A 25369-nucleotide genomic window follows, 5' to 3' on the forward strand; every position below is an offset into this window, starting at 1 on the left:
CATGATAGTCAATTACCTTAAAACCTTTATTAGATCATTTAGAAGGCATCCTTTGCTTTCAACTTTGAATGTATTAGGACTTAGTATTGGAATTGGTTGTTTCCTGGTTATTTCTCTCTACCTCTTTCAAGAGAACACTTATGAGAAGGGCTTCTCGAGTAGTGAAAATATTTATCGCATAGAAGAGGACTTTATGAACATGGGGATGGTGGCTACTACCTCATCCAATTTAGAGTTTCGACTTGGTGACTTTCCTCAGGTTGACGCCCATACGCGGGTGAGTAATCTTGGTAGTGGAACCCCAGTTATTGTAGAAGAGAATAGGTATAAGGTTGGGAAGATTTTCTCTGCAGATAGCAACTATTTTAAGCTCTTCGATTATGAATTTTTGGTGGGCGAAAGAGCAACGGCACTAAATGGAAGAAGCAAAGTAGTATTAAGCGAGAAGGCAGCAATAACCCTATTTGGAACCATTGACGTCCTAGGTAAAACAATAACGCATCCTGATTTCGGCCCCTTCAATGTTTCTGGGGTAGTTAAGAAAAGTGTCTTCAAGTCTCATCTTGACTTCGATGTATTGTTCACAAGCTTTTTCCCCGTCAAGTATGACCTATATAGCTGGTATGGTATTAACGCCTATTCCTATGTCAAGCTAAAGAGGAATGTTACAGCTGAACAATTAAAGACACAGCTAGATGAACTGAGCCGAGCGGAAATCTATCCGTTAATGCACCCCACAAAAGAACTATCTTTTGAAGAATGGGGAAAAGGGCAAAATAAGGTTGTCTTCTTTGCCAAACCTCTTGGGGATATCTACCTAGAATCAAATGTACTGTTTGAGATCTATCAAAATGGTGACAAGCAAACGCGCATAACACTATTGATCATTGCCATATTCATCCTCTTTGTGGCATCCGTGAATTTCATGAATTTGACTACTGCAAAATCATCTCAGCGTACCAAGGAAATAGGTGTAAGAAAGGTGTTAGGGGCTAGTAGAGGACGGTTAACAACTTATTTTCTGACGGAGAGTCTATTCATTACTTTTCTTTCAACAGTATTAGGAGCAGGGCTTTCTGAGCTATTTATTAGATTAATCAACATTTATTGGAATGGAGATATAATGGTATCCCTATTGACCTACCCAGTGCTGTTGGTTTACCTATTGATTTTTGTGTTTTGCTTGGGAATAATGTCAGGTATGTATCCAGCACTATACCTTTCTTCGGCAAAGATGATTCCACTATTAAAAGGACTGAAGTTAGGTAGGGTGTTGAACCTTGCTTCTGCGAAGACACTCCGAAATAGTCTTGTGGTTTTGCAGTTTGCTATATCCACTACACTGATCATTGGCAGCATCTTTATTAGTAATCAGCTTAAGCACCTGAAAGAATTGGACTTAGGGTTCAATAAGGACCAAGTTATGGTTATAAAAAATATGCCTGTGCTTAAGAACTCGCGCCTTGCATTTAAGGATGAATTAATGCGCAATGCTGGTGTATCGCAAGCTAGTTTTACACATAGATTGCCAGCTGATGGCTCTTCGGCAAACACCTCAATAGCTTTGGATGCGGAGAATTCAATAACCTTGGATCATTTCTATGCAGATGAGTATTTCGAGGAAGTTCTTGACTTAGATCTGATAACTGGAGAATGGTTTGACCCTGATAAACAGCAATACGATTCATTGATTGTAATTAACAAAACAGCCGCTATGTCGCTTGGATATGATGATGCAATTGGTCAGGTGATTGGTGGGTACTGGACAGTGATAGGTGTTGTAGATGACTTCTACTATGGAGGACTGAGAGACAAAATTGGTCCTGCTATGTTTATATATACACCAGAGGCTCAAAAAAATATCCTAGCGGCCCAAATAGATCCGAAAACTATTTCTCCGAGAGATGTCGAACGCGTCTGGTCTCAGTTTACGGGAGAACCATTTGAGTATTATTACTTAAATGAAAACTACGAAGGACAAATTCAAGCTGAACAAGATAATGCTAGTGCGGTGTTAGTATTTACTGTTTTCGCTATACTCATTTCATGCTTAGGTCTGTTTGGTCTTGCTGCATTCACCGCAGATCAACGAATGCATGAATTTGGAGTTAGAAAGGTATTAGGAGCTAATGTGTCGGATATTGTGAGGCACTTTGGAGGAGGCTTCTTAAAGCTTATTCTATTAGCGTTTGTTGTTGCAGTACCCGTTGCTTTTTACGGCATAAATCTATGGCTCGAAGGCTTCGCAAATAGGATAGTATTGAGTATTTGGCCCTTCATTGCAGCAGGTGGTTTGGCAGTGATTATTGGTATTGGAACCGTATGCTTTCAATCCTTTAAAACGGCTATGGTGAACCCTGCTACAACTTTGAGAAACGAGTAGTCCTAATTACTCTTCTTCATGTACAAACCATCAAAGCCTGCTGTCCAGGTTTTTCCATCATCTGTTGACCCTTCAAAGAGTTGACGCACTGTGCCGTCTTGATTCAAGGTAAATGTTAGTCTTGATAGGGATATGTTGCCTGTAGGCCCCATGACTTTACTTTGAAACTGTAATAGCCCCGGTTCCCTTTTGGTTTCAAGGTAATTATAGACATCTCCACCGCTTCCGACCCAGTGTTGGTGCCACTTCTTGTCAATTGGGTCATAGAAGTTTATACTTTGCCCAGCATAGTTTCCTGCAGTTTTATAATTCTCATGAATGGCACATCCGCCTTTTGCCATAGTAATAGAATTGTCTCCAACTTTTGTTCCGTTGACCATTACATCCCATTCGCCAATCCAGAAATCAAAATGCCGGTAATTTGCTTTGCCAAGGCATGGGTAAGCATTCTGTTCTACTTTTTTCAAAACTTCAATAAAAGGAGCTGAAGATCTATATTCTTCAAATGCAGGATCATTTTGAAGTAAATTGATAGCATTGAGTCCATTGTTAGCGGCAGCACTAAGAACCTCGATCATTTTGGTTTCATCTTTGAGTGCAGCATAAGATTTACTCATGCCAAAGGATATAAAGACAGGAGGGAAGTTGCGTTTTTTTGCTTCATTGAAATATTCAATCGCCTTTTCGTGCTTGCTCAATCGAGAATGGCTTAAAGCCAGATTATACCAGTCCAACGAGTCACCATCATTACTTTTTAGATACTTCAGGTAGTTGGCAGAGGCATCTTCCCATTCTTGATTTGTAAAATGTTTGAGAGCGGTCTCTTTCAAGTCCTGTGCTAAAACCTGACTTGTTAAGAAGAGTAGGAGAATAAGTGAATTGATTTTTTTCATAGTATCTATTTTTGATACCTGAAACTATTGCCTTTACCTGACGATTTGGGAAAATCCGATCAAGTTTTACCTCATTTGGGTAATTTGAGGTGCGCTTTTCTAAAAACTCTTCTTCAGTGTTTGAATCTCTCCATCATAAATAGAGGTGTATTTTATAGCTACGTCAATGCCAAAGGGCTTCGGGTTTCGTGGATCACCTTTTAATTCGATAAAGACAATCTCTTTGTCAATTCTGAATGGCGAATTATTACTGATGTTGGTAGAGTTGACACGGTCCTTTCTAAGTCCAGCCGCATCTAGCACAGCATCCCAGTGACTATAGGTTTTGCCATTATAAGTTAGTTCGGTGGACTTAATGATAGCGGGTCCAATGCCTTCATTCATAAGATTTAATCGCCAAGTGCTGTCGGTTTGCCAACTAGAGAAAACATTCAAATAGGGCATGACACTCACTCGGTTATGCTGTTGAGATATTCTCACTTGCCACACAGATACTACTACCGCGCAGACGGCAATAACAACTACACCTGCTTGTGTGATTTTTTCTGATCTGCTCATTGCCATACTCGAAGATATGTGGATCGCATGAATAAAAAAAGCCCTAACCAGTTGGCTAGGGCTTGCAAAACCTTTTATAAGGCCTTCTATAATTCTTCGGCACCTGGTCCTTTTCGAAATAACTTCTTAAAGGCTTGTTCGATTTCATCAGCAGCTGATCTTAGGTGATGCTTGGCTTCTTCGATCTTAGGCTCATTTTTCAGCTTAAAGTCTTCTAACTTTTCTTCAAGCTTGTCGCGTTGAACTTTGAGAGCTTCTATGGTTTCTTCCATCTCTTCTCTTACCTCATCGCTAGCATCTCTTGCCTTATCTATAAGCTCATCAATCTTTTCTCTAAGCTCCTGAAGGATTTTGTCACTGTTCATCAATTACTTGGTCTAGTTTTAATAGTGGTGGTTACGCCAATCCAGCATCCCACTCTGATAGATTCTCCTTCTTTTTTGTTGGCAGTAAATACATCAGAAACGGTAGGGAATTGCTTTTTTGCTTCTGCCATTCCAGCACTATTTCCAGCTCTTTGATAAAGGTCATATGCTGCCATAAAAATGGACCTATCGTCTATTTGACTTTGCTTTTTTGAGCAATCATCAAAGCTGTTCATATACATGTTAGCAATGTAGGTATACGCCTCATTAGCCTTTGATGGATCTAACTTTGCTGCTTCTAACGCGGCTGCCCGTGCTTCTGCTTTTTTGCCTTGCGCTATATTCAACTGTGCAATATTCATTTGAAGGTCGGCCTTTTTTTCATCGTCAGTAGAAAGACTCAATGCCTCCATATAAAAAGTAGAAGCATTTTCGTAATCTTTATCACCAAAAGCACGCTGTGCCAATACCTTGGCAATGCCTTCGGTAGGCTCTTGTTTCTGAATGATCTTGGCAGCAATTTCTATATATTTATTATCTCCACACCCTCTTTCTAGCAACAGACCAAATACTTTTTTGGCTAGCGTAAGGTCATCTCCTTGGTCTAGTGGAGGAGCGAGGTTTTTTTCAATAAAGTCACAATTTAGATCATCACCCATCACTTGTGTCAACAGGCCATTTACTGCAGCTTTGTATCTGGTTAGTTTGGCAGCATCTTCTCCATCTGCGGCTTTCTTTTCAATGACATTCATCACCTTACTATAAACATCAATTACTTCTTCATTTGAGAAGTCATTTCCGTAGGCTCTATACCTTCTGACCATATCCATATAGGACACAATGTTGTTGTTGATGACACTGTTCGGTTGCTCATAAACTACTTTATAGGCCTCCATACCAGCGCCAATTCTTGATTTATCGGATTTCCAGTATTTATAATAACGATAAGCTTTGTTGTTTTTCTCTCTGTCAGACAAGCCATAGATTTCATCTTTTTTGTCAAATGAAAGCATCATCGAATCAAGAAACATCTGCTTCTGTGCTTCATCCGAAGCTGTTTTGGAAAGCTCTTCATAAGCCTTATATGAGTTGATGTACATGCCATCATACAACTCAGGGACATTAGTCATTAACCAATGAAGTGCGTTTGCAGCATCTCTATATTCCTTTATTGAGATAGCATCCACCGATAAGGCGAATCGTCTTGACGCCTCAGATGCCAATTCGGTATCTGCTGGCATATTGAGCTTCTGGGCATGAAGCTGAACTGATTGGATAAGAATTAACCCAAGAATTATGCGTTTCAAATATTTCATATTTAGAGTATTTACCTTTTAGAACACGTAATAGTGTATCCGTCAAAATAATTGGCGACAAAAATACAAGGATTCTAAAAACCGCTTTCGTTTGACCTGTTAATTAATTGTTGCTTTTATATCGAAAAGCAAACGCGTAAGTTCAGGTTAAGGTTTTCTAAAGGTTGAGTATACTAAGCTAAGGAAACTTTACACAATTAATTGCTCGATCGGGTCCTTACCTTAGTCTCTAAATTTATCCAGCAGCCAACAGTAATTAAGTCTCCTGCTACTATATCATAGTTGAAAGCTACTGATTTAGTTGGGAATTGCTTTCTAGCTTCTTCCATTTCAGCCAAGTCCTTAGCCTTCTCGAACATTTCATAGGCAACAAAGAATACTGCCCTATCTTCTACTGGGTTGTTCCCCTGAGCACACTCATTATAGCTTTGCATGTAAAGCTGTCCTATTAAAGAGTATGCTTTCGCAGACCTATCAACGTCAAGCTTAATAGAAGCCATCGCATGGTCTCTAGCAGATACCTTATCCATATTGATTTGATGGAGCTGAGCTATATCATAGTGAATGCTTGCTTTTTTAGACTTGCCCACCTCTAGGTCCAATGCTCTTTTATATAAGTCAATTGCATCGAGGTATTTCCCATCTGCTACATCATACTGAGCCAATACTTTGAATAGACCAGGGTTAGGTTCATTGCGAGCCAGCAATTCCATTGCCTGTTGATAAACCTCAGAACGACCGCATTTAGACTCCAAAGTCAAACTCATAAGCCGCTTAGATACTTTTACACTATCGCTTCGGTTTAAACCACCCGCGAGTCGGATCATAGCATCACAAGAGATGTCATTTCCAAGCAACCTTATATAAATGTTATCAACGTTAGACATGTACTTATCTAACCTCGAAGCATCACCGCCATTGGCTTTTCTTGCTGCTACTTGACCTTGAATCTTATCATAGATCTTATTCTTCTGATCGATCGATAGAGTTTTGTAGGCATCGTCATATTGCTTCGCCATATAGATGTATGGTACCAAGTTGTTGTTGATTACTGTTTCAGTTTTTTTGAATACATCCGCAAAGGCTTCATAAGCCGCCTCATATTTCTCAGGGCTGTTTCTGAAATACTTATAGTATCGAAATGCGAGTTTATTCTTTGCCAAATCGCTTAAGCCGAAGTATTCTCTCTTAGATTCGAAAGCAATTAACATAGAGTCTAAAAGAACTAACCTCTGTTGTTTGTCCTCAGTCTGATTTGCCAATATTTCAAAAGCTTCAATCGCATCGTCCTGAATGCTCTGTGAAAAGGATGGTGCGTTTTTTAGTAACCAATGAAGGTCAGGTATAGCTTTGCTATAATTCTTGAAACCCATGTCATCGCTTGCGCTGGCATAGTGGTTCTTGATTTCCTGTTTTGAAACATCCTGTGCAATCGCACTTATGTATGATATAGCCAGGATGAATAGAAAGATATACTTAACTCTCATGGCATTTTAATTTAAGGTTCACATAGAAGTTAGCCAAAAATATGCCAAAAATCAACTATGGTATTAGTTGATTAGTTAAAAAGCGCCTTGAATTCAAAGTTTTTGCCATCGAATAAACCAAGGTCACTAAGCTTCAGATTAGGTATAACTAACAGGGCCATAAAGGAGAGTGTCATAAATGGAGAAACTAGCGTACTACCCATTTCTTTGGTCATTTGATCGATTTTCGTGTATGATTCAGCGATCTCATAACCATCGCCCGCAGACATAATTCCTGCTACCGGAAGCGGCAGTATTTGCTCTTTATTTTTAGACACTGCACTCACTCCACCTTTTGCTTCAATAATTAAATTAATAGCCGCGACTATTGATTCATCATCAACACCAACTGCGATGATATTATGGGAATCGTGTCCCACGGAAGATGCTAGGGCACCCTCTTTTAAATTGAAGTTCTTGATGAAAGCTATGGCTGGGTCGGCATTGTTATACCTATTAACAACAACCATTTTTAGCATGTCCTGATTAACATCGGAAACCGCAAAACCATTTTCATCTTTAAGAGTATCTAATTCCAAGCAGTTAGTGATCAGTTGACCGTCTAGTGCCTCAATTACATTAACCTTATCAGAACTTGCTTTTACTTGAATAGCGCTGGTCGTTATTGGATCACAATTGAACTGATTGATAACAGTGTTATTGACTCTCGGAATATTGCTCTTACCGTTTTCGGCAACCAACTCTCCATTGATATAGGTTGACTGAACATTGAAGTCGTCAAGGTTGCCTACTGTTATGAAGTCTGCAAAGTCTCCTGCTTGAAGTGCTCCAACATCTAGCTTATAATGATCGATAGGGGTGATGCATGCTGCTTGTAATACATCGAACAGCTGGTAACCTTTTGCTAGGGTTCTTTTCACCAAATCATCAATATGACTTTCAACGAGGTTATCCGGATGTTTATCGTCAGAGCAGAACATGAGCATTTCAGGTGTTTCGCCAAAGAGTTCAACCAATGCCTCAAAGTTCTTAGCTGCTGAGCCTTCGCGAATAGCAATCTTCATCCCATGCTTTAGCTTATCTCTTGCTTCGTCTACTGTAAAGCACTCATGATCTGTAGAAATACCTGCCTTAATGTATTGCTCTGCTTGTTCGCCTCTTAAACCTGGTGCGTGTCCATCGATCGGTTTGCCTAGCCTTTTGGCAATGTTTAGTTTTTCGTAGACGGTTTGGTCATTGAAAAGAACACCCGGCCAGTTCATCATTTCTGCCAAATATTTTATCTCAGGTTTCTTGAGTAAATACTCAACTTCTTCTGGAGTGATTTCAGCACCAGCGGTCTCAAAAGTAGTAGCAGGTACGCAGGAGGGAGCACCAAAGTTGAACTTGAAATTTACTTGCTTGCCATTTTCAATCATATATTCAACACCTTCTACACCCATTACATTGCCAATTTCATGAGGGTCTGAAACCGTTGCTACTGTACCGTGAACCACTGCCAAGCGAGCAAATTCCGAAGGCACGAGCATCGAACTTTCTACATGGACATGCGAGTCAATAAAACCGGGCAAAATATACTGATCGGCAACATCTTCTTTCTCTTCAATCGAGACAATCCTATTTCCAGAAACATGTATCTCTCCTTTATATATTCTTCTATTTCTAACGTCTACGATTTGCCCTGAAATTTTCATATCACTCATATGCCTTAATGAAGGTCCTAAGTTCTGTCTTAAGATTTAAAACTTAAAGCTTTGATCTATTACATTTGCCCAAAGATTTAGAATGTCCAAAATAAACATTGCAATAGACGGTCTTTCCGGCTGTGGAAAAAGTAGTACAGCAAAGGCAGTAGCAAAGTCGCTTTACTATAAATTTATTGACACTGGTGCAATGTATAGGGCTGTTACGCTCTACTTCATTCAGCATAAGATTGACCTTTCCAACCATGAGGAAGTGGTGGAGGCTCTTTCTAATATCCAGATTGATTTTGAGTTCAATCAAGAATCTCAGAAAAACGAAACCATTTTGAATCAACAAAATGTTGAGCAGGAGATACGTAAAATGTACGTTTCTGAAATGGTGAGCCCAGTCTCTGCCATTAAGGAAGTTAGGGTGGCTATGGTTGCTCAACAGCAGGAAATGGGTCGCCACAAGGGCGTTGTAATGGACGGACGTGATATTGGCTCGGTGGTCTTTCCTGATGCAGAACTGAAAGTTTTCATGACTGCAAGTACTGCAGTGAGAGCGAAAAGGAGACAAGAAGAACTTGCTGAGAAAGGAGAAACCGTGGCTTTGGATGACATCATAGAGAACCTGGAATCGCGCGATCATCAGGACTCTACCAGAGCAGAGAGTCCGTTAATTAAAGTAGAAGATGCAATTGAAATTGATACTTCGGATTTGAGGTTCGATGATCAAGTTCAAAAAGTGTTAAATTTGGCTGAAAGTCGCATTGAGAAGGTAGAATAAAGAAGTGGGATGCAAGTAACGATAGATCAAAATTCGGGATATTGTTTTGGAGTTGAGTTCGCTATTCAAATGGCAGAAGATGAAATGGTCGATGGTGACCTTTACTGTCTTGGCGACATAGTTCACAATAGCATGGAGGTTCAGCGCCTCAAAAACCAAGGCCTTCAAATAATAGATAGGGAAGAGCTAAAGGGAATTAGGGATTCCAAAGTCTTGATCAGAGCACATGGCGAACCGCCAGAAACCTACCAGCTCGCCTTAGAAAATAATATTGAGTTGATAGACGCCTCCTGCCCTGTAGTACTGAAACTTCAGAATAGGGTAAAGGTCGCTTATGATAAAATTAACAAGGTAGATGGCCAAATAGTCATTTATGGAAAAACGGGTCATGCCGAAGTGATTGGCCTTACGGGGCAAACGAATAATAATGCCATCATTGTGATGGAAGATGCAGATCTGGAAAAGATAGATTTTAATAGGCCAGTTACGCTATTTTCTCAAACAACTAAGAGCACTAAGGGTTTCTACAGGATACGATCTATGATCGAGGAGAGAATCCGAGAGGCGAAGGGAAATTTTGAAGAGATTGACTTTACTGCGAATGATAGTATTTGTCGCCAGGTTTCAAACCGCGAACCTCAGCTTCAGAAGTTTGCCAACGAAGTGAACGTGATCATCTTTGTAAGTGGCAAAAAGAGCTCAAATGGTAAAGCATTGTATGGAGTATGCAAAAAGGAGAATGAACGCAGTTACTTCGTAGAGAATGAAAATGAGGTAGATTTAGACTGGTTTGAAGCTAGTGATAAAGTAGGCGTGTGTGGTGCTACTTCTACACCAATGTGGTTAATGCAAAACGTTGCAGATCACATTAAAAAATCATTCTCAGAAACTGTCTCGGTATAAGTTTATACCCTGGTAATTGAGTATAAGAAATTGTGGGGTTTGATAGTCCTTTAAAAAGGTCAGATTAACCCTTTTATATGAGTGCAAATGTATTATTTTTGCCTCGATTTTGATCAACCTTAGTGATTCGCAACTAAAAGAGTATGTCCAAAACTGTAAAGCTGAAAAAAGGCTTTGACATTAACCTAGCCGGAAAGGCTGAAAAGACAATCGCGAGTACCCCTCCTTCGGAAACGTTTGCTATAAAGCCGACTGATTTTATCGGTATGAAAAGACCTAAGCTCTTTGTAGCTGAGGGCGACACCGTGAAGGCTGGTACACCTGTACTTTATGATAAGATGCAGGAAAATGTGATGGTTTGCTCTCCTGTAAGTGGAGAGATTGTCGAAGTGAAGAGGGGAGCCAAGAGAAAATTGTTAGAGATTAAAATCTTGGCTGACAAAGAAATTGAGTACGAAACATTCCAAACTTATAGTGATTCTGACTTGCGCAGCCTTTCGAGAGAAGATGCACAAGCGCAAATGACTAAAGGCGGTGTTTGGTCCAACTTGATTCAAAGGCCATATGGTGTAGTAGCCAATGAAGCCGATACCCCAAAAGCCATATTTATTTCTTCTTTTGATACCCACCCATTGTCTGCGGATATTGCTTTTACCCTCAAGGGTGAAGAGGAGGCATTCAAGGCTGGTGTTGAAGTGTTGAAGAAATTCACATCAGGCAAGGTTCACTTGAATCATGATCTAAACGGAGAAGTGTCAACTGTATTCGCAAATATCGAAGGCGTTGAAAACAATAAAATCAGTGGTCCACACCCGGCAGGTAATGTTGGTGTTCAAATCCATCACCTAGATCCTATTGGGAAAGGTGAAGTTGTTTGGACCATTACTCCTTATGGTGTGGCTCAGGTTGGTAAACTCTTCCTGAAAGGTGTTTACGATGCTTCAAGGCTCGTGGCAGTTGCAGGTTCTGAGGTAAGCAAACCGCAGTACTTCAAAACTTACACAGGGTCGGGAGTCAATAAGCTGACTGAAGGAAATCTGAAAAATGATCATGTTAGATTCATTTCAGGAAACGTCCTTACAGGCGAAAGAATTGAAAAAGATGGTTACATAGGTTTCTATGATAACTTACTCTCAGTTATTCCTGAAGGTGACCACGCTGATTTCCTAGGTTGGATTATGCCGAGGAAAGAAGTATTAAGTTTCCATAGAGCATGGGGACTATTCTCTTTCCTTAATGGAAAGAATAAGGAGTATGTTCTAGATACGAATACCAACGGTGAACCTCGTGCCTTTGTGCAAACAGGCACTTTCGAAAAGGTTACGCCAATGGATATCTATCCTACTTATCTGGTTAAAGCCATTATGGCCGAGGACTTTGATAACATGGAAGCTCTAGGGATTTACGAAATCATCGAAGAAGACTTAGCACTTTGCGAGTATGTTGATGTTTCTAAGCATGACATCCAGCAGATAGTTAGAGAAGGCCTTGAATTGATGCAAAACGGATAATTAGGATGAAGTTTTTACATAAGATTTTAGAGAAACAGAAGCCTATGTTCGAAAAGGGCGGTAAGCTAGAAAAGCTATACTACCTTTTTGAAGCAGGTGAAACGTTTATGTTTTCGCCAGCAAGTACGGCAAACAATAAAGGTGTTCAGGTAAGAGATGCCATCGACTTGAAACGAATGATGATGACTGTGGTAATCGCAATGATTCCATGTCTAATCTGGGGTATATTCAATGTCGGTTACCAGCATCACGTAGCGATTGGAGAGGCGACATCCTTCTTCTCAATTGACAATTTACTCTTCGGTTCAAGGTGGGTACTACCTATCGTTTTAGTGTCTTACGCTGCAGGTGGATTGATTGAGGCAGTTTTTGCAGTAATCAGAAAACACCCAATTAACGAAGGCTTCCTTGTAACAGGGATGTTAATTCCATTGATCGTTCCTCCAACTATTCCATTATGGCAGGTAGCTTTAGCTACAATCTTTGGTGTTGTAGTAGGTAAGGAGATTTTTGGAGGTACTGGTATGAACGTTCTTAACGTTGCCATGACCTCAAGAGCATTCTTGTATTTTGCCTACCCGTTGCAGATTTCAGGAGATGTATGGACGCAACTAGGTGGAGATACTGCGGTTAATGGTTTTTCAGGAGCTACAGCGCTTGCAGTAGCCAATAACGTGTCGATTGAAGGAAGTCAATCTGTTGTTGAAGGCTTGAATCAAGCAAACAATATGTTGGCGTCACCATTTGGTGGTGACTTCTTCAGTTTCCAAAATATGCTAATAGGGGGTATCCCTGGTTCTATTGGGGAGACTTCGACATTAATGGCCCTCATTGGAGGTCTTATACTTATCGCTACCGGAGTTGGTAGTTGGAAAATTATTGTAAGTGTTTTCGCAGGAGCTTTCGCAATGGGTACAATCTTTAACCTAGCGGGTGCTAATGAGTTTATGCTTTTACCTGCTCACTATCACTTGGTATTGGGTGGTCTTGCATTCGGTGCTGTCTTTATGGCGACAGATCCTGTGTCTGCTGCACAAACAGAGACAGGGAAATGGATATATGGAGTGTTAATAGGTATGTTAACTGTGGTAATCAGGGTATTGAACCCAGCTTATCCGGAAGGAATCATGCTAGCTGTTCTATTTATGAATGTATTCGCTCCACTGATTGACTTTTATGTAGTTCAAGCAAATAAGAAAAGGAGGATAGCTCGTGCAGTCTAATAGATACATTATCATATTCTCACTAGTACTCACAGCAGTATTAGGAGGCTTGCTTTCTGGAGTATCTCAGGTTTTAGGACCAACTCAGAAGAAAGCGCAGGATTTGGATACTAAGAAGCAAATTCTCGGTGCCATTCCATCTGAGAAAGAAGCCCTTGCAGATATGGAGCCAGAACAAATTCTTGCTCGCTATGCTGAAGTAATCAATAGTGTTGTGACAGATTACCAAGGTAATCTTGTTGATACTAATGAGAAGGGTGGACCAATGGTTGCCGAAGAGGTGAACGTTGAGAAAAACTACAAGAAATCTGTAGAAGATAGAATGTACCCTGTTTTTAAATACAGCGCGAATGGAGAGGAGGCATACATCCTTCCAGTATTCGGAGCTGGACTATGGGATGCCATTTGGGGCTTTGTTGCAATTAACCCTGACCTGAAAACGGTTAGAGGTGTTAGTTTCGATCATAAAGGTGAAACACCAGGTCTTGGTGCAAGAATTACCTCAGACGAAATTCAGGAGCGCTACCAAAAGAAGAGTCTTTATGACGCAAACGGTGAGTTTGTGGCCATTACCATGGTTAAAGGAGAAAAGACTCCTGAAGACAGGTTAGGACCAACTAGAGTTGATGGTATGGCAGGAGCCACTTTAACTGCTAACGGAGTAAATGATATGCTGCTGAATTATATCAGCTACTATCAGAAGTATTTTGATAAACATGTGAAAGGTGGCGCAATGTCATTGAATAACCAATAGAGATATGAGTACTGAAACTATAGAAGCACCGGTAGCTAAAGAATCAGAAGCTTTACTATCAAAAAGAAGGAAGAAGTTTATCACGGATCCTTTGAATGACGACAACCCAGTTACCGTTCAGGTATTGGGTATATGTTCGGCACTCGCGGTTACTACTCAGATGAAGCCTACAATGGTTATGGCCATGTCGGTAATCTTTGTATTGATCTTCTCAAACCTAATTATCTCTTTAATGAGAAATGCCATTCCTGGTAGGGTTAGGATTATTGTACAGCTAGCAGTAGTAGCAACCTTGGTTACACTTGTAAACGAAGTTTTGAAAGCATACGCTTTCGATATCTATAAGCAACTTTCGGTATTCATTGGACTAATCATTACAAACTGTATTGTAATGGGCCGTCTTGAAGCATTTGCTTTGGGTAACAAGCCTTACGATTCTGTTCTTGATGGACTTGGATCAGGTTTAGGTTACTCTTGGATTATCCTTGCTGTAGCCTTTTTTAGAGAGCTATGGGGATCGGGTAAAGTATTTGGATATGACCTTATGGGAGCAATCGGTTTTGAAAACTTTTCAGCCAATGGCCTAATGGTTTCTCCAGTAGGAGCATTTATTGTACTTGGATTCATCATCTGGGTACAGAGAGCGAAAACAGGATACGTAGAACATTAAGGAGATAGAATCATGGATTTATTGAATTTAGGTATTAAATCAATTTTTATAGAGAACATGGTATTCTCCTACTTCCTAGGAATGTGTTCTTTTCTTGCTGTATCTAAGAAGGTTTCAACGGCCTTTGGTCTTGGACTGGCAGTTGTATTCGTTTTAGGTATTACGGTTCCAATGAACTGGTTATTGAACGAATATGTGCTGAATGAAGGAGCACTGTCTTGGTTAGGTTCAAACTTTGCTGAGATCGATCTTTCTTTCCTAAGGTTCATCATGTTCATTGCCATTATTGCTGCAATGGTACAATTGGTGGAAATGACGATTGAGAAGTTCTCTCCATCACTTTATGGCTCTCTAGGTATCTTCTTACCATTGATCGCTGTAAACTGTGCTATCCTAGGTTCTTCTCTTTTCATGGCGCAAAGAGACTACACTATAGGTGAGGCTACTGTTTTCGGATTTGGTTCTGGAACTGGTTTCTTCTTAGCGATTATTGCACTTGCGGCAATTAGAGAAAAACTGAGATACTCAAACGTTCCTGATGGATTGAAAGGATTGGGTATTACAATGTTCATTACCGGATTAATGGGTATTGCATTTATGAGCTTTATGGGGATTTCTATCTAAGGAATCTATAAAACAATATTGAAGGGCTTCTTAGGAAGCCTTTTTTTATGCCCTTTTCGGAATCTTTGAGGAGGTAGTATTCGTAAATGCTTACATGCTTTTGAAAAACGCAGTGGTCTACGTCCTTCTCACATTGATCACCCTTACAGCCCAGGCCCGACAAATATCCAAGTCAGAGGCTTTAGCCGATATCAACCAACTAGAAAACGCATTCAGGACATACCATTCTGGTCTGACTAGGTATACACCATCAGACTCCATTAAGTACTATTTCAATAAGGTCAGGAGTGAATTGGGTGACATGGAAGAGGCAGAGTTTTTCGGTAAGGTGACTTATTTGTTGAACAAGATACGTTGCGGCCACACGCGATCATCGATGCCGCAAGGTGTAAATGAGTCTTTTAAAACTTCACGGAAGTTTATGCCCATATCAGTTAAGTTTCTGGGAGACCAACTGTACGTGATGGATGTAGTAGGTGAGGTAGAGGTGCTTAAAGGAGATCGGGTCTTAAGTATCAATGGTCTTGATATTGCTGAAATCAAAAGCATAATCTTTGAGCACCATTCTTCTGATGGTTTTATCAACACCAGCAAGCATCGACTAACTGAACGATACTTTAAATATTACTATCAACTCTATATCGATCCGGATGCCGAAGTATACAATATGAATATCCAGAGAGGTGATGAAGTTCTTATGGTCAGCATTGACGGAGAGAATTGGGGTAGCCTGTCGGGATTAGATACACCATTACCAGAACAGACAGTACTGACCCTCAATCATAAGGATGAATATAGCTATATGCGAATAGGGACTTTCGTGAGTTATTATATGGAGCAGAAGAATCTTGATTATGAGGCATTCTTAGAAAAGAGTTTCCAGGATTTAAAGGAAAGAGGAGCTAAAAACTTGATTTTGGACCTGAGAGGAAATGGTGGTGGAGATGACAATTATGGAGCTTTGCTCGTGTCTTATTTTGCAAAGAAGGATTTCAGATATTTCGAGAGAATAGAAGTTACGGATGCCTATGAGGGCTATGGTAAGGTGTCAATTAAGGATGGTATGAACTTGATGACTTCCCACAAAGGACTATCAGTTTGGAAACCTCAAGAAAATCGTTTCACAGGTCAGCTATACGTACTAACTGATGGCTGGAGTTTTTCTACCTGTGCAGATGTGGCCACGGTGCTACATCACAACCAATGGGCTACATTTATTGGCGAAGAAACAGGAGGGGGCTATGATGGCAATACTAGTGGGAACTCCAGAACCTTATCACTGTCCAACTCTGGTATTAGGGTGAACCTGCCTATGTGGAAGTATACAACCGCCAACATTGGTCATGCTTTTCCTGGTCGGGGAGTTATTCCAGGTTATCCTATTGTACAGTCCTTGAACGAGTTCCTTTCTGGGGAGGATGCAGCGCTCAACAAGGCCATTGACCTTATTGAGCACCGGTAGTCATTACTTCTTTTCTGGAGATACCATTTCATTGATAAGCACCGGCTTACCATATCCTAATTGCTCAAGGCGCTTCATTTGCGTTTTGGCATCACCAACTACTAACCAGAACATTTTATCTGGATTGAGATACTCGCCTGAGAGGCCTTGAATCTTTTCGACTGTCATATCTCTCACAACTGCTTCACGATCTTTTACATAATCATCATCCCATCCATAACGGCTGATATTCTGTAACATACCTAGTTTAGAACCTGCTGTTTCAAATGCTCTTGCGTTACTTTTAATCAGGAAGCTCTGAGTTGTTTCAAGATCCTTTTCAGAGAAGTCCTTAGCATAATCTGTAAGTATTTCCTTCACCAACTGGCTAGACTCTAATGTTACATTTGTTCTAACTCCACTAGATATAGTAAATGCTCCTGCTTCATTCGTTCCGGAGAATCCAGATCTGATACCGTAGGTATATCCTTTTCCTTCTCTTAGCTGCTGCGTCAGTCTTGAAGCGAAACCACCGCCACCTAGGATGTAGTTCATGACTACTGCTGGGTAATAGTTGTCATCCGTTGCAGCTAGGGCAGGGTAGCCTATACGGAGCACCGATTGCTTGGCATTCGGTACATCGTAAAAGAATACTTTTGACTTATCGGGACTATCAGGGGTTTCGTAATCAGGGATTTCAACAGTTTTTGCTGCCCACTTGCTTTCCAAGTCACTCAGAGAGTTCATTACCTCTTGCTGACTGATATCTCCAACAACATGCATGGTGGCAACAGAAGGAGAAATATTGTTTTCATAGAAAGCCTTCAAGTCATCTACATTAATTGCACTCACTGAAGATTCAGACCCGAGAATGTTTTTTGATCTAATGTTATCCTGACCATAGATAAGAATGTTATAAGCATTTGCGGCAATGGCATTTGGGTTGGCCTCCTGCTGTTTGATTGAACTAATAACACTCTGTTTTCTTAAAGCAAACTCCTGCTCATCCCAACGTGGTTCTAGCAGCATCTCCTCAACCAAATCCATGGTTTTTTGATAGTTTCTTTTAAGTGTGTTTCCGGTTACCGTGATGCGCTCCGTTCCGGCTGAGATATTGATCGAAGCTCCCAATTGGGCGATTGCTTCTTCCAACTCTTTTGGGGTTCTGTTTTTGGTGCCTTGGGTCATGAGCCTTGCCGTAAGGTTAGCAACTCCTACTTTGTTGATTTTATCTAAGAGCAACCCACCTTCAATTGATATGTTGAATTGGACAAGAGGAACTTCATCGTTTTCAATGCCTAGCACTTTCATTCCATTGCCTAATTCAGCTTTCCATACTTCAGGGATCACTACTTCAGGTGCTGCTCCATACGCTGGCTCTTGCGTTCTATCAAAAGAAGATGGTGTACGTTCGTATTCTGCTTGAATGGTAGCATCGAAAGTCTCCTCGGCACCTTGTACAATCTTTTCTTCTACAACATTAGCCTTGGCAGAGCCTACCAAAGCTTGGGCAGCTCTACCTTTAGGTACCATACTGGTAGCAATGAAGTTCTTCCCTTTGATGTACTTATTGTAAGCGGCCATTACATCCTCTGCAGTTACTTCGAGGATATTCTGAACATCCTGTTTTACAAATCCGGGGTCATTAGCGAAAATGTTGTATTGAGCCAGCTGAAAGCCCTTCCCAAGAACACTGCTTAGGCCATTATAGAAGCCAGTTTCTTGACCAGCTTTAATTCGATCTAGATCTTTTTGAGGGATTCCCTCATTCTCAAACTTTGTAAATGCTTCTTGAACTGCATCTGCAACATCATCTAGGTTTTTGTCGGAGAACGCACGAACCGATAACTGGAATTGGCCGGCTAATTCTGAGCTTCTACTGCCCATTCTTACACCAGAGCTGAGCTTTTTGTCTTCTACCAATACTTGATAGAATGGAGCCTGCTTGCCTCTGGATAGGTATTGGCCAAGGACATTTAGTGCATAAGAATCTGGATGGTATAACTCAACTGTAGGCCAAACCATCGTAAGTTCAGGAAGTCTGGCAAAGTTATCCTCATGGTAAAGTTTCACGGTTTCATTAACAGTTCCAGCTCTCTTTTCAAGAGGGGAGATATCTTCTCCGCGAGGAATCTCATCGAAGTACTTCTTTACCCATGCCTTCGCTTGGCCTGGTTCAAAATCACCGGCGATTACAAGTGTTGTGTTATTAGGAACATACCATCTTCTAAAAAACTGTTTGACATCATCGAGTGTAGCCGCTTGAAGATCATCGAGTGACCCGATAACCTGCCAGTTGTATGGATGGTCATTAGGATATAGCTGCTTGTCAATAATGTAGGAGGTATGTCCGTAAGGTCTGTTGTCAACGCTTTGACGCTTTTCGTTCTTCACCACTTGCTTTTCCTTGGCAAGCACTGGGTCTGTTACCGTATTAATAAACCAACCTAGCTTATCGGCTTCGGCCCAAATCATCTTTTCTAATGCATCTTTCGGAACGGTTTGGAAGTAATTAGTTCGGTCTCTACTTGTCGATCCGTTAGCACCAGAACCTCCAATACGTGCACTCATTTTGTCCAAACCACCTTTACCAAGGTTTTCAGATTCTAGAAAGAGTAGGTGTTCAAATAGATGTGCAAAGCCTGTTCTTCCTTCGATTTCTCTGGCAGAGCCTACATGAGCCGTCAATGCCACGGCTACCACCGGATCGGATTTGTCGATATGCATAATGACTTCGAGGCCATTATCTAATGTGAATTTCTCATAGTCAACCTTAAAGTTTGGTTGATCAGAAGGACCTGATGATTGACAAGACCATAGAATGAGAGATAGCGTAAGCGCAATAAGTGTGTTGAGTCTGAACCTTTTCATAAGCTAATTTTGAATCAGACGATTATAGGCAATTAATCACCGAGTCGCAATCAACTTTAGATAAGGATTGTTAACAGGAAATAAAAAAGTGGATTTCTTAGTCTCGTGTAGCGATAGTAGAGATATTAATCCCTTGAATATCGGTACCGTTGGCATCGATGGTCAGACCTACCCAACCTTCTATTAGAGCTGACTTAAAAGGCAAGTATGCAATGTCGTTCCATATGAGAAGACTGGTTGCCGTTAGTACACCGTTTCTGAACTGACTTACAAATAAATCTTCGTCAGTGGCATCAATTATAATCGAACCGTTGATGATTGTACCATCAGGGAAAAGCTTTAGGCCTTCGAAAGAACGTTCTGTTCCGAAAATCTCATAATCTGAATCGTCTCCAGAAACAGAAAACCCATTTACAGGTTTTACTGTTAAGAGGATGTTGTCAGTCCAAGTCACTAGTTGAAATAGTAGGTCAGCAGAAAGGTTTCCATCTAAATCTAAGTTGGCTTGATAGAAGGTAGAATCTCCCACTTGTTGCGACTGAGCAAAGCTAATTTCAGAGATATCTGAGCTATAAACTACATCTTCTTGGTTGGTGTTGCCTACTTGTAGAAAATCAACTGCACCAGAACCACCACCACCTAAGCCATCATCAGGACCATTTGAACATCCAAAAGTGGCAACTACTAGTAAGGAAACAAGGAAAGACTTTTTCATAATAATACTTTGAGTATCGGAACGACAAATTTATATAAAAACGTATCAGTACAGGTATAACGACTGGATAATAAATTGATACATGTCATCAATTAAACAATTCAACAGATACTTTCACCTAACAGCATTGCCTTAAATTTGTTCATGCTCTTGGTCAGTCGAAAATACCAGTAGGATAGCCATCGATACTTTCTACATTTTTATTGGTCCAATAGTCTTTCAATTCGGCTTCAGATTTTTTTACCACCCAATCGTTTAATATTTCTCGATCCTCTTTATAGTCCATATAGGGCACCGCAAAGCCACATGAGGTTTGAACTGACTCAATTTCAACTATGAAGATATTCCTTGCACCCGGCAGCGAATCAAATTGATCAATGTACTCACCCCATTCTGTATCTTGTTGGTGTATCGTTTTAGCAGAACCATATACTCTCAAGATTAGAGGTTTCCCTTCGAAGGCACAAAACATTAAAGTTATACGGTTAGCTAGTTTTAAGTGGGCTGCAGTTTCATTCCCACTGCCTGTTAAGTTTAGCCAGGCAATTTTGTTTGGTGACAAAACCCGTAGAGAGTCACTTCCTTTAGGCGAAACATTCACCCTTCCATCTTGGGCAGCAGTTCCTGTAAAGAACATTTTTTGTGCTTCGATAAATTCAATCAACTGAGGTTCAAGGTGATCATAAAATTTCGCCATAGGATAATAGTTATATCATTGAAATTAAGCATAAAACATAGTTCAACAATACTGGAAGCTGCTTTTGGGTTTAAAAAATCAAAAAGGATTTTGAGCTGATAACACTTTAATTACTTTTGAACTCCCCAAAAAATTAAGAGCAATCTATGACTCAACATTTTCAAACCATCGCTTCTGAACTCAGTATCTCAGTACAGCAAGTTAGTGCCACAGTGAAGCTCTTAGATGATGGTGGTACTGTACCTTTTATCTCAAGGTATAGAAAAGAAGTAACTGGAAGTTTAGATGAAGTTGTTGTTGCCAATATCAGGGATAGGGCACAACAATTGAAAGACCTTGATAAACGAAGAGAGGCTATTCTGAAGTCACTCAAAGAGCAAGAAAAACTGACTCCAGAACTGGAAGATAAAGTGAATGCTGCCGAAACACTGACAAGACTTGAGGACATTTATTTGCCTTATAAGCCCAAGCGTAAGACTAAAGCCAGTATGGCAAGAGAGAAAAGTTTGGAGCCTTTGGCTAACAAACTTTTTCAGCAAGGTTCCTTTGACCTTATTGATGAGGCTAACAAATACATCAATCAGGAAAAGGGAGTAGAGAACGCTGAGGATGCCTTGCAAGGAGCACGAGATATAATTGCGGAAACCATCAATGAAAATGCTGAGTTGCGTGATAGGATGAGAAGGTTATTCACCAGAACCGCGACTATCAAATCCAGAGTTATGTCTGGCAAGGAGGAGGAAGCCCAGAAATACAAGGACTACTTCGATTGGGAAGAAAACTTGGCTAAATCGCCTTCACATAGAGTATTGGCGATGAGACGAGGAGAAGCAGAGATGGTCCTGATGTTGGATATTCTTCCTAAGGAGGATGAGGCTATCGCCTTAATTGATAAGCAGTTTCTAAAGAGTTCGGGAGCTGTGGCAGAGCAGATTAAACTTGCGATTAGAGATTGCTATAAGCGATTGCTGAGTCCTTCAATGGAAACAGAAACCCGAATGACTTCTAAGAAGAAGGCAGATATAGAGGCGATTGAAGTATTTGCAAAGAACCTAAAAGAATTGCTAATGGCCGCCCCATTAGGTGGGAAGCGTGTATTGGCCATAGACCCGGGTTTTAGAACGGGATGTAAAGTCGTTTGCCTAGATAAACAAGGAAAACTACTTCACTTTGAAGCAATTTTCCCGAACGAACCACAGAAGCAAACTGCAAAATCTGGAGCGCTCATCTCTAGCTTAGTGAGCAAGTTCAATATTGAAGCCATAGCTATTGGTAATGGTACAGCAAGCCGTGAGACAGAATCATTTGTAAATGGTATTGGACTACCAAATGAAATCTTGGTGGTGATGGTAAACGAGAGTGGCGCATCGATCTACTCAGCATCAGAAATCGCCAGAAAAGAGTTTCCTAATGAAGATGTGACTGTCAGAGGGTCTGTTTCCATAGGTCGCAGACTCATGGATCCATTAGCTGAATTAGTCAAACTTGACCCTAAGTCAATAGGCGTGGGTCAGTATCAACATGACGTGGATCAAACCGCTTTGAAAAACTCGCTGGATGATGTGGTGATGAGTTGTGTAAACGCAGTGGGAGTAGAAGTCAATACTGCTTCAGAGCAGTTACTGACCTACGTTTCTGGTTTAGGACCTCAATTGGCTAAGAATATTGTAGAGTATCGTGATGCCAACGGCCCCTTTAAGGATAGAAAGGCCATCAAGAATGTCACGCGTCTTGGAGATAAGGCATTTGAGCAAGCTGCTGGTTTTTTAAGGATCAGAAATGCTTCAAATCCACTTGACCAAAGTGCTGTTCATCCTGAGTCCTATGGTCTGGTAAATCAAATGGCAAAAGACTTAAAGTGTACGGTTGCCGATCTCATCAAGAATGAAGCACTCCGCAAACAAATCGATCTAAAGAAGTACGTCACTGATCAGGTAGGATTACCAACGCTAACGGATATCATTGAAGAATTAGCCAAACCAGGGAGAGATCCCAGAGAGCAGTTTGAAGCTTTTAGTTTTGCCGATGATGTGCATAGTATGGAAGATCTCAAAACGGGGATGAAACTTCCCGGCATCGTTACAAACGTCACGAATTTCGGGGCCTTTGTAGACATTGGGGTGCATCAAGATGGTTTGGTACACATTTCTGAAATGTCAGACACTTTTGTGAGTAACCCTGCTGAGATTCTTTCTGTTCAGCAACAGGTAGAAGTAACCGTGACGGGTGTGGATATTGCAAGAAAGCGAATCTCTTTATCCATGAAAACAGGAGATAAGCCTAAACCAAAAAGGAAAGAAAGACCAAAACCGCAGCGAAGGGAAAAGGCACCTGAGACTGATATGGCTACTAAGTTGGCTGCCTTGAAAGGGAAGTTTGGCGGGTAGTTTCTTTTACATTAGGTCGACCTAAATGCACTTGTAATTCATTAGGTTGTGACTAGTTTAGGGGATCTAAAGATAGAACCATGTTAAGGAATACTTTCTCAAAGACAATCGCCCTGATTTCTCTATTTCTCTTTATTACGTCCTGCTCTTATCAAGTAGATATGGATGATTCTATTGATCCTGATGCCTACTGGGGAGAGAGCCCGTGGCCAGAAATTAGAAAGAAGAGAATTAATCAATTGCTACCAAGGGCAATGGAAGCCGCTGGAGTAGATTGTTGGTTGGTGGTTTGTCGAGAAAATAACAACGATCCAATAGCTGACCATGTCGGAGGAGAGAACGCAGGGGGTACAGCTGCCTTTATGTTTTTCATCGATGAGGATGGATTTCACTCAAGGGTTTATTCCCCATCGGGAGAAGCCACTGCACTAGACGAACTCGATATTCATGATGAGGTGGTTAGCGCTAGGGGAGGTTCCGTGTCTATGGCTGTAGATTTCATTAAAGAAAGTGGATTTAAGCAAATAGCCATCAACTCATCTGCATCAAATTCAATGGCCGATGGCCTTTCTTATACGCAACGTCAGACCATAGAAAGATTGATGGGCAAGGAGAGCGATAAGTTAGTTTCGTCTACGGAACTGATTTACGAGTGGCTTTCGATTAAACTTCCAGAAGAGGTTGAAATATTGCAAAAGGCAGCCCAGTTAACATCTGATTGGCAAATTGAAGCCTATGAACAAATAGTACCTGGAGTATCGACAGATGCTGACATAGCCAAGTACTTAAAGCAGAAAATGGCGGAATATGGAGTCACAGACGGTTGGGCGGCTGATCAAAACCCTAATGTAAACTCAGGGCCAGATCGAGGACATTCCCATGCAACAGATAAGGTCATTATGCCCGGAAATGTTATCCAGATTGATTTTGGTATCAAGCTATACGATCGCTGGGTAAGTGATATTCAACGTTTTGCCTATGTTTTAAAAGAAGGCGAGACTGCAGCACCCGAGGACATCCAGTTTTATTGGGAAAGTAGTAAGGCAGGGAACAGGGCGGCTTTAAATGCTATGAGACCAGGGGTTACAGGAGCAAGTGTTGACAAAGCACAAAGGTTGTTAATGCAAGCCGCCAAGTCTGAAAGTGTACCATGGAGCACAGGGCATCCTGTGGGTTATGTGGCTCATGATGTAGGGCCTAATTTGGGTGGTGGTATGTCTACCAGAGTAAGACCATCTTCCGCCAAGAAGTTGAAAGAAGGAATGACATTTGCCTTTGATGGTTTTCATGCCTGGAAACGAGCTGATGGGACAGAAAAGACTATCTCTGTAGAAGAGATGGCGGTTGTTACTGCTGACGGTGCTGAATACCTGATAGAGCCACAAGAGAAACTCATCTTGATCGCATTCAAATAGTTCTGCGCTTATTTCTTCTTAGTAGGTTTAGGGGCTAATGTCTTGGCGTAGGCATGAGTCATTTCCATATAGTGCTTTAAGGTATCGGTGTCTTCGAAAAGTTCTTGTGGTATTGGAACGTATTCCCTCATTATAGCACCATAGGATTTGAGATCTCCTACCTTATACTTTTCTCTGAAAGCCAAATAGTCATCTTTGCCGAGCCTGATTCCAAGGGTGCCCTCTTTGCCCATATAGGTATACATATTTCCATTCATGGAAGTATACCACATGTTTTTCCCTTTAAGCTCCATTTCAGGAACCAAGGAAACTGCCAATTGAAACTGCTTTAGGTTTTCTTCAGGTGGGGGAGTTGCCATGGTTTAAATTAAGAATTAAGAATTAAGAATTAAGAATTAAGAATTTCTTTATTCTAAATGCTCATTACTCATTACTCATTACTCATTACTCATTACTCATTACTCATTACGTTCCTTTCTAGAAGCTAGAAGCTAGAAGCTAGAAGCTAGAAGCTAGAAGCTAGAAGCTCTTTGGAATGTTTAATGAAGAATTCATAATGAATAGTTGGAAGTGTTTTTCAAAAATTGAACTTCACCTAATCACCTAATCACCTAATCACCTAATCACCTAATCACCTAATCACCTAATCACCTAATCACCTAATCACCTAATCACCTAATCACC

At 40.8% G+C, this 25369-nt stretch carries 21 protein-coding genes; 11 read left to right on the forward strand and 10 right to left on the reverse strand.

Going from position 1 to position 25369, the window contains the following annotated elements; genetic code table 11:
* The first annotated feature begins 1 nt into the window (after position 1).
* Complete coding sequence (locus J4E76_RS19505) at positions 2–2383, forward strand: ABC transporter permease (RefSeq protein ID WP_208506478.1); 2382 nt, start codon at positions 2–4, stop codon at positions 2381–2383.
* Between the two features lie 2 nt (positions 2384–2385).
* On the opposite strand, the gene J4E76_RS19510 is transcribed toward J4E76_RS19505, so the two are convergent.
* The 6 genes from J4E76_RS19510 to ade all read right to left on the reverse strand — a co-directional run bounded on the left by J4E76_RS19510 (position 2386) and on the right by ade (position 8705).
* Positions 2386–3276 carry a lipopolysaccharide assembly protein LapB gene (locus tag J4E76_RS19510; RefSeq protein ID WP_208506479.1) on the reverse strand — a complete coding sequence of 297 codons (891 nt, stop codon included), beginning with the start codon at positions 3274–3276 and terminating at the stop codon, positions 2386–2388.
* Between the two features lie 99 nt (positions 3277–3375).
* Positions 3376–3834 carry a hypothetical protein gene (locus J4E76_RS19515; RefSeq protein ID WP_208506480.1) on the reverse strand — a complete coding sequence of 153 codons (459 nt, stop codon included), beginning with the start codon at positions 3832–3834 and terminating at the stop codon, positions 3376–3378.
* Positions 3835–3920: 86 nt separating this feature from the next.
* Entirely contained in the window at positions 3921–4199 is a 279-nt protein-coding gene (locus J4E76_RS19520) for a hypothetical protein (RefSeq protein ID WP_208506481.1), read from the reverse strand.
* Positions 4199–5515 carry a hypothetical protein gene (locus J4E76_RS19525; protein ID WP_208506482.1) on the reverse strand — a complete coding sequence of 439 codons (1317 nt, stop codon included), beginning with the start codon at positions 5513–5515 and terminating at the stop codon, positions 4199–4201. Before J4E76_RS19525 ends, J4E76_RS19520 begins: the two co-directional genes overlap by 1 nt.
* 197 nt (positions 5516–5712) lie before the next feature.
* Positions 5713–7002: a hypothetical protein gene (locus J4E76_RS19530; protein WP_208506483.1), complete on the reverse strand. Its 1290-nt coding sequence runs from the start codon at positions 7000–7002 to the stop codon at positions 5713–5715.
* 71 nt (positions 7003–7073) lie between these two features.
* Positions 7074–8705, reverse strand: a complete 1632-nt coding sequence (gene ade, locus J4E76_RS19535; RefSeq protein WP_208506484.1) for an adenine deaminase — start codon at positions 8703–8705, stop codon at positions 7074–7076.
* An 82-nt stretch (positions 8706–8787) separates the two neighbouring features.
* Between ade and cmk the strand changes: the two genes are divergently transcribed.
* The 8 genes from cmk (at position 8788) to J4E76_RS19575 (ending at position 16621) form a co-directional block, all read left to right on the forward strand.
* The gene (gene cmk / locus J4E76_RS19540; protein ID WP_208506485.1) at positions 8788–9474 is read left to right on the forward strand and encodes a (d)CMP kinase; all 687 of its coding nucleotides are present in this window, start codon (positions 8788–8790) and stop codon (positions 9472–9474) included.
* A 9-nt stretch (positions 9475–9483) separates the two neighbouring features.
* Positions 9484–10377 carry a 4-hydroxy-3-methylbut-2-enyl diphosphate reductase gene (locus tag J4E76_RS19545; RefSeq protein WP_208506486.1) on the forward strand — a complete coding sequence of 298 codons (894 nt, stop codon included), beginning with the start codon at positions 9484–9486 and terminating at the stop codon, positions 10375–10377.
* A 143-nt stretch (positions 10378–10520) separates the two neighbouring features.
* Positions 10521–11888 (forward strand): Na(+)-translocating NADH-quinone reductase subunit A, encoded by a 1368-nt coding sequence (locus tag J4E76_RS19550; RefSeq protein WP_208506487.1) that lies wholly within the window; start codon positions 10521–10523, stop codon positions 11886–11888.
* A 5-nt stretch (positions 11889–11893) separates the two neighbouring features.
* Complete coding sequence (locus J4E76_RS19555) at positions 11894–13111, forward strand: NADH:ubiquinone reductase (Na(+)-transporting) subunit B (protein ID WP_208506488.1); 1218 nt, start codon at positions 11894–11896, stop codon at positions 13109–13111.
* A complete protein-coding gene (gene nqrC / locus J4E76_RS19560; protein WP_208506489.1) occupies positions 13101–13865 on the forward strand; it encodes an NADH:ubiquinone reductase (Na(+)-transporting) subunit C in 765 nt (254 codons plus the stop codon). Before J4E76_RS19555 ends, nqrC begins: the two co-directional genes overlap by 11 nt.
* A 4-nt stretch (positions 13866–13869) precedes the next feature.
* A complete protein-coding gene (locus tag J4E76_RS19565) occupies positions 13870–14535 on the forward strand; it encodes an NADH:ubiquinone reductase (Na(+)-transporting) subunit D (protein ID WP_208506490.1) in 666 nt (221 codons plus the stop codon).
* Between the two features lie 12 nt (positions 14536–14547).
* Positions 14548–15159 (forward strand): NADH:ubiquinone reductase (Na(+)-transporting) subunit E, encoded by a 612-nt coding sequence (gene nqrE / locus J4E76_RS19570; protein ID WP_208506491.1) that lies wholly within the window; start codon positions 14548–14550, stop codon positions 15157–15159.
* Positions 15160–15253: 94 nt separating this feature from the next.
* Positions 15254–16621, forward strand: coding sequence for a S41 family peptidase (locus J4E76_RS19575; protein ID WP_208506492.1), 1368 nt, complete (start codon positions 15254–15256; stop codon positions 16619–16621).
* Positions 16622–16624: 3 nt separating this feature from the next.
* Here the strand turns inward: J4E76_RS19575 and J4E76_RS19580 are convergent, their stop codons facing one another.
* The 3 genes from J4E76_RS19580 to J4E76_RS19590 form a co-directional block, all read right to left on the reverse strand.
* Positions 16625–19471, reverse strand: coding sequence for a pitrilysin family protein (locus tag J4E76_RS19580; RefSeq protein ID WP_208506493.1), 2847 nt, complete (start codon positions 19469–19471; stop codon positions 16625–16627).
* 97 nt (positions 19472–19568) lie between these two features.
* The gene (locus J4E76_RS19585; RefSeq protein ID WP_208506494.1) at positions 19569–20186 is read right to left on the reverse strand and encodes a hypothetical protein; all 618 of its coding nucleotides are present in this window, start codon (positions 20184–20186) and stop codon (positions 19569–19571) included.
* A 154-nt stretch (positions 20187–20340) separates the two neighbouring features.
* A complete protein-coding gene (locus J4E76_RS19590; RefSeq protein WP_208506495.1) occupies positions 20341–20883 on the reverse strand; it encodes a pyridoxamine 5'-phosphate oxidase family protein in 543 nt (180 codons plus the stop codon).
* Between the two features lie 146 nt (positions 20884–21029).
* Here J4E76_RS19590 and J4E76_RS19595 point away from each other — a divergent pair, with 146 nt between their 5' ends.
* Positions 21030–23270, forward strand: a complete 2241-nt coding sequence (locus tag J4E76_RS19595) for a Tex family protein (RefSeq protein WP_208506496.1) — start codon at positions 21030–21032, stop codon at positions 23268–23270.
* Positions 23271–23350: 80 nt separating this feature from the next.
* A complete protein-coding gene (locus tag J4E76_RS19600) occupies positions 23351–24685 on the forward strand; it encodes a Xaa-Pro peptidase family protein (RefSeq protein WP_208506497.1) in 1335 nt (444 codons plus the stop codon).
* 8 nt (positions 24686–24693) lie between these two features.
* On the opposite strand, the gene J4E76_RS19605 is transcribed toward J4E76_RS19600, so the two are convergent.
* Complete coding sequence (locus J4E76_RS19605) at positions 24694–25044, reverse strand: hypothetical protein (RefSeq protein ID WP_208506498.1); 351 nt, start codon at positions 25042–25044, stop codon at positions 24694–24696.
* Positions 25045–25369 lie beyond the last annotated feature (325 nt).

This window comes from Roseivirga sp. E12 (assembly GCF_017592825.1).
Taxonomy (GTDB): domain Bacteria; phylum Bacteroidota; class Bacteroidia; order Cytophagales; family Cyclobacteriaceae; genus Roseivirga.

Bases quoted from the DNA above. Each gene is read 5' to 3' on its own strand.
- J4E76_RS19555 (WP_208506488.1), top strand. From the start codon at position 11,894: ATGAAGTTTTTACATAAGATTTTAGAGAAACAGAAGCCTATGTTCGAA.
- J4E76_RS19580 (WP_208506493.1), bottom strand. From the start codon at position 19,471: ATGAAAAGGTTCAGACTCAACACACTTATTGCGCTTACGCTATCTCTC.
- J4E76_RS19530 (WP_208506483.1), bottom strand. From the start codon at position 7,002: ATGAGAGTTAAGTATATCTTTCTATTCATCCTGGCTATATCATACATA.
- J4E76_RS19565 (WP_208506490.1), top strand. From the start codon at position 13,870: ATGAGTACTGAAACTATAGAAGCACCGGTAGCTAAAGAATCAGAAGCT.
- J4E76_RS19515 (WP_208506480.1), bottom strand. From the start codon at position 3,834: ATGAGCAGATCAGAAAAAATCACACAAGCAGGTGTAGTTGTTATTGCC.
- J4E76_RS19590 (WP_208506495.1), bottom strand. From the start codon at position 20,883: ATGGCGAAATTTTATGATCACCTTGAACCTCAGTTGATTGAATTTATC.
- J4E76_RS19505 (WP_208506478.1), top strand. From the start codon at position 2: ATGATAGTCAATTACCTTAAAACCTTTATTAGATCATTTAGAAGGCAT.
- J4E76_RS19585 (WP_208506494.1), bottom strand. From the start codon at position 20,186: ATGAAAAAGTCTTTCCTTGTTTCCTTACTAGTAGTTGCCACTTTTGGA.
- ade (WP_208506484.1), bottom strand. From the start codon at position 8,705: ATGAGTGATATGAAAATTTCAGGGCAAATCGTAGACGTTAGAAATAGA.
- nqrE (WP_208506491.1), top strand. From the start codon at position 14,548: ATGGATTTATTGAATTTAGGTATTAAATCAATTTTTATAGAGAACATG.
- J4E76_RS19600 (WP_208506497.1), top strand. From the start codon at position 23,351: ATGTTAAGGAATACTTTCTCAAAGACAATCGCCCTGATTTCTCTATTT.
- J4E76_RS19550 (WP_208506487.1), top strand. From the start codon at position 10,521: ATGTCCAAAACTGTAAAGCTGAAAAAAGGCTTTGACATTAACCTAGCC.
- J4E76_RS19605 (WP_208506498.1), bottom strand. From the start codon at position 25,044: ATGGCAACTCCCCCACCTGAAGAAAACCTAAAGCAGTTTCAATTGGCA.
- J4E76_RS19545 (WP_208506486.1), top strand. From the start codon at position 9,484: ATGCAAGTAACGATAGATCAAAATTCGGGATATTGTTTTGGAGTTGAG.
- J4E76_RS19510 (WP_208506479.1), bottom strand. From the start codon at position 3,276: ATGAAAAAAATCAATTCACTTATTCTCCTACTCTTCTTAACAAGTCAG.
- cmk (WP_208506485.1), top strand. From the start codon at position 8,788: ATGTCCAAAATAAACATTGCAATAGACGGTCTTTCCGGCTGTGGAAAA.
- J4E76_RS19525 (WP_208506482.1), bottom strand. From the start codon at position 5,515: ATGAAATATTTGAAACGCATAATTCTTGGGTTAATTCTTATCCAATCA.
- J4E76_RS19595 (WP_208506496.1), top strand. From the start codon at position 21,030: ATGACTCAACATTTTCAAACCATCGCTTCTGAACTCAGTATCTCAGTA.
- J4E76_RS19575 (WP_208506492.1), top strand. From the start codon at position 15,254: ATGCTTTTGAAAAACGCAGTGGTCTACGTCCTTCTCACATTGATCACC.
- J4E76_RS19520 (WP_208506481.1), bottom strand. From the start codon at position 4,199: ATGAACAGTGACAAAATCCTTCAGGAGCTTAGAGAAAAGATTGATGAG.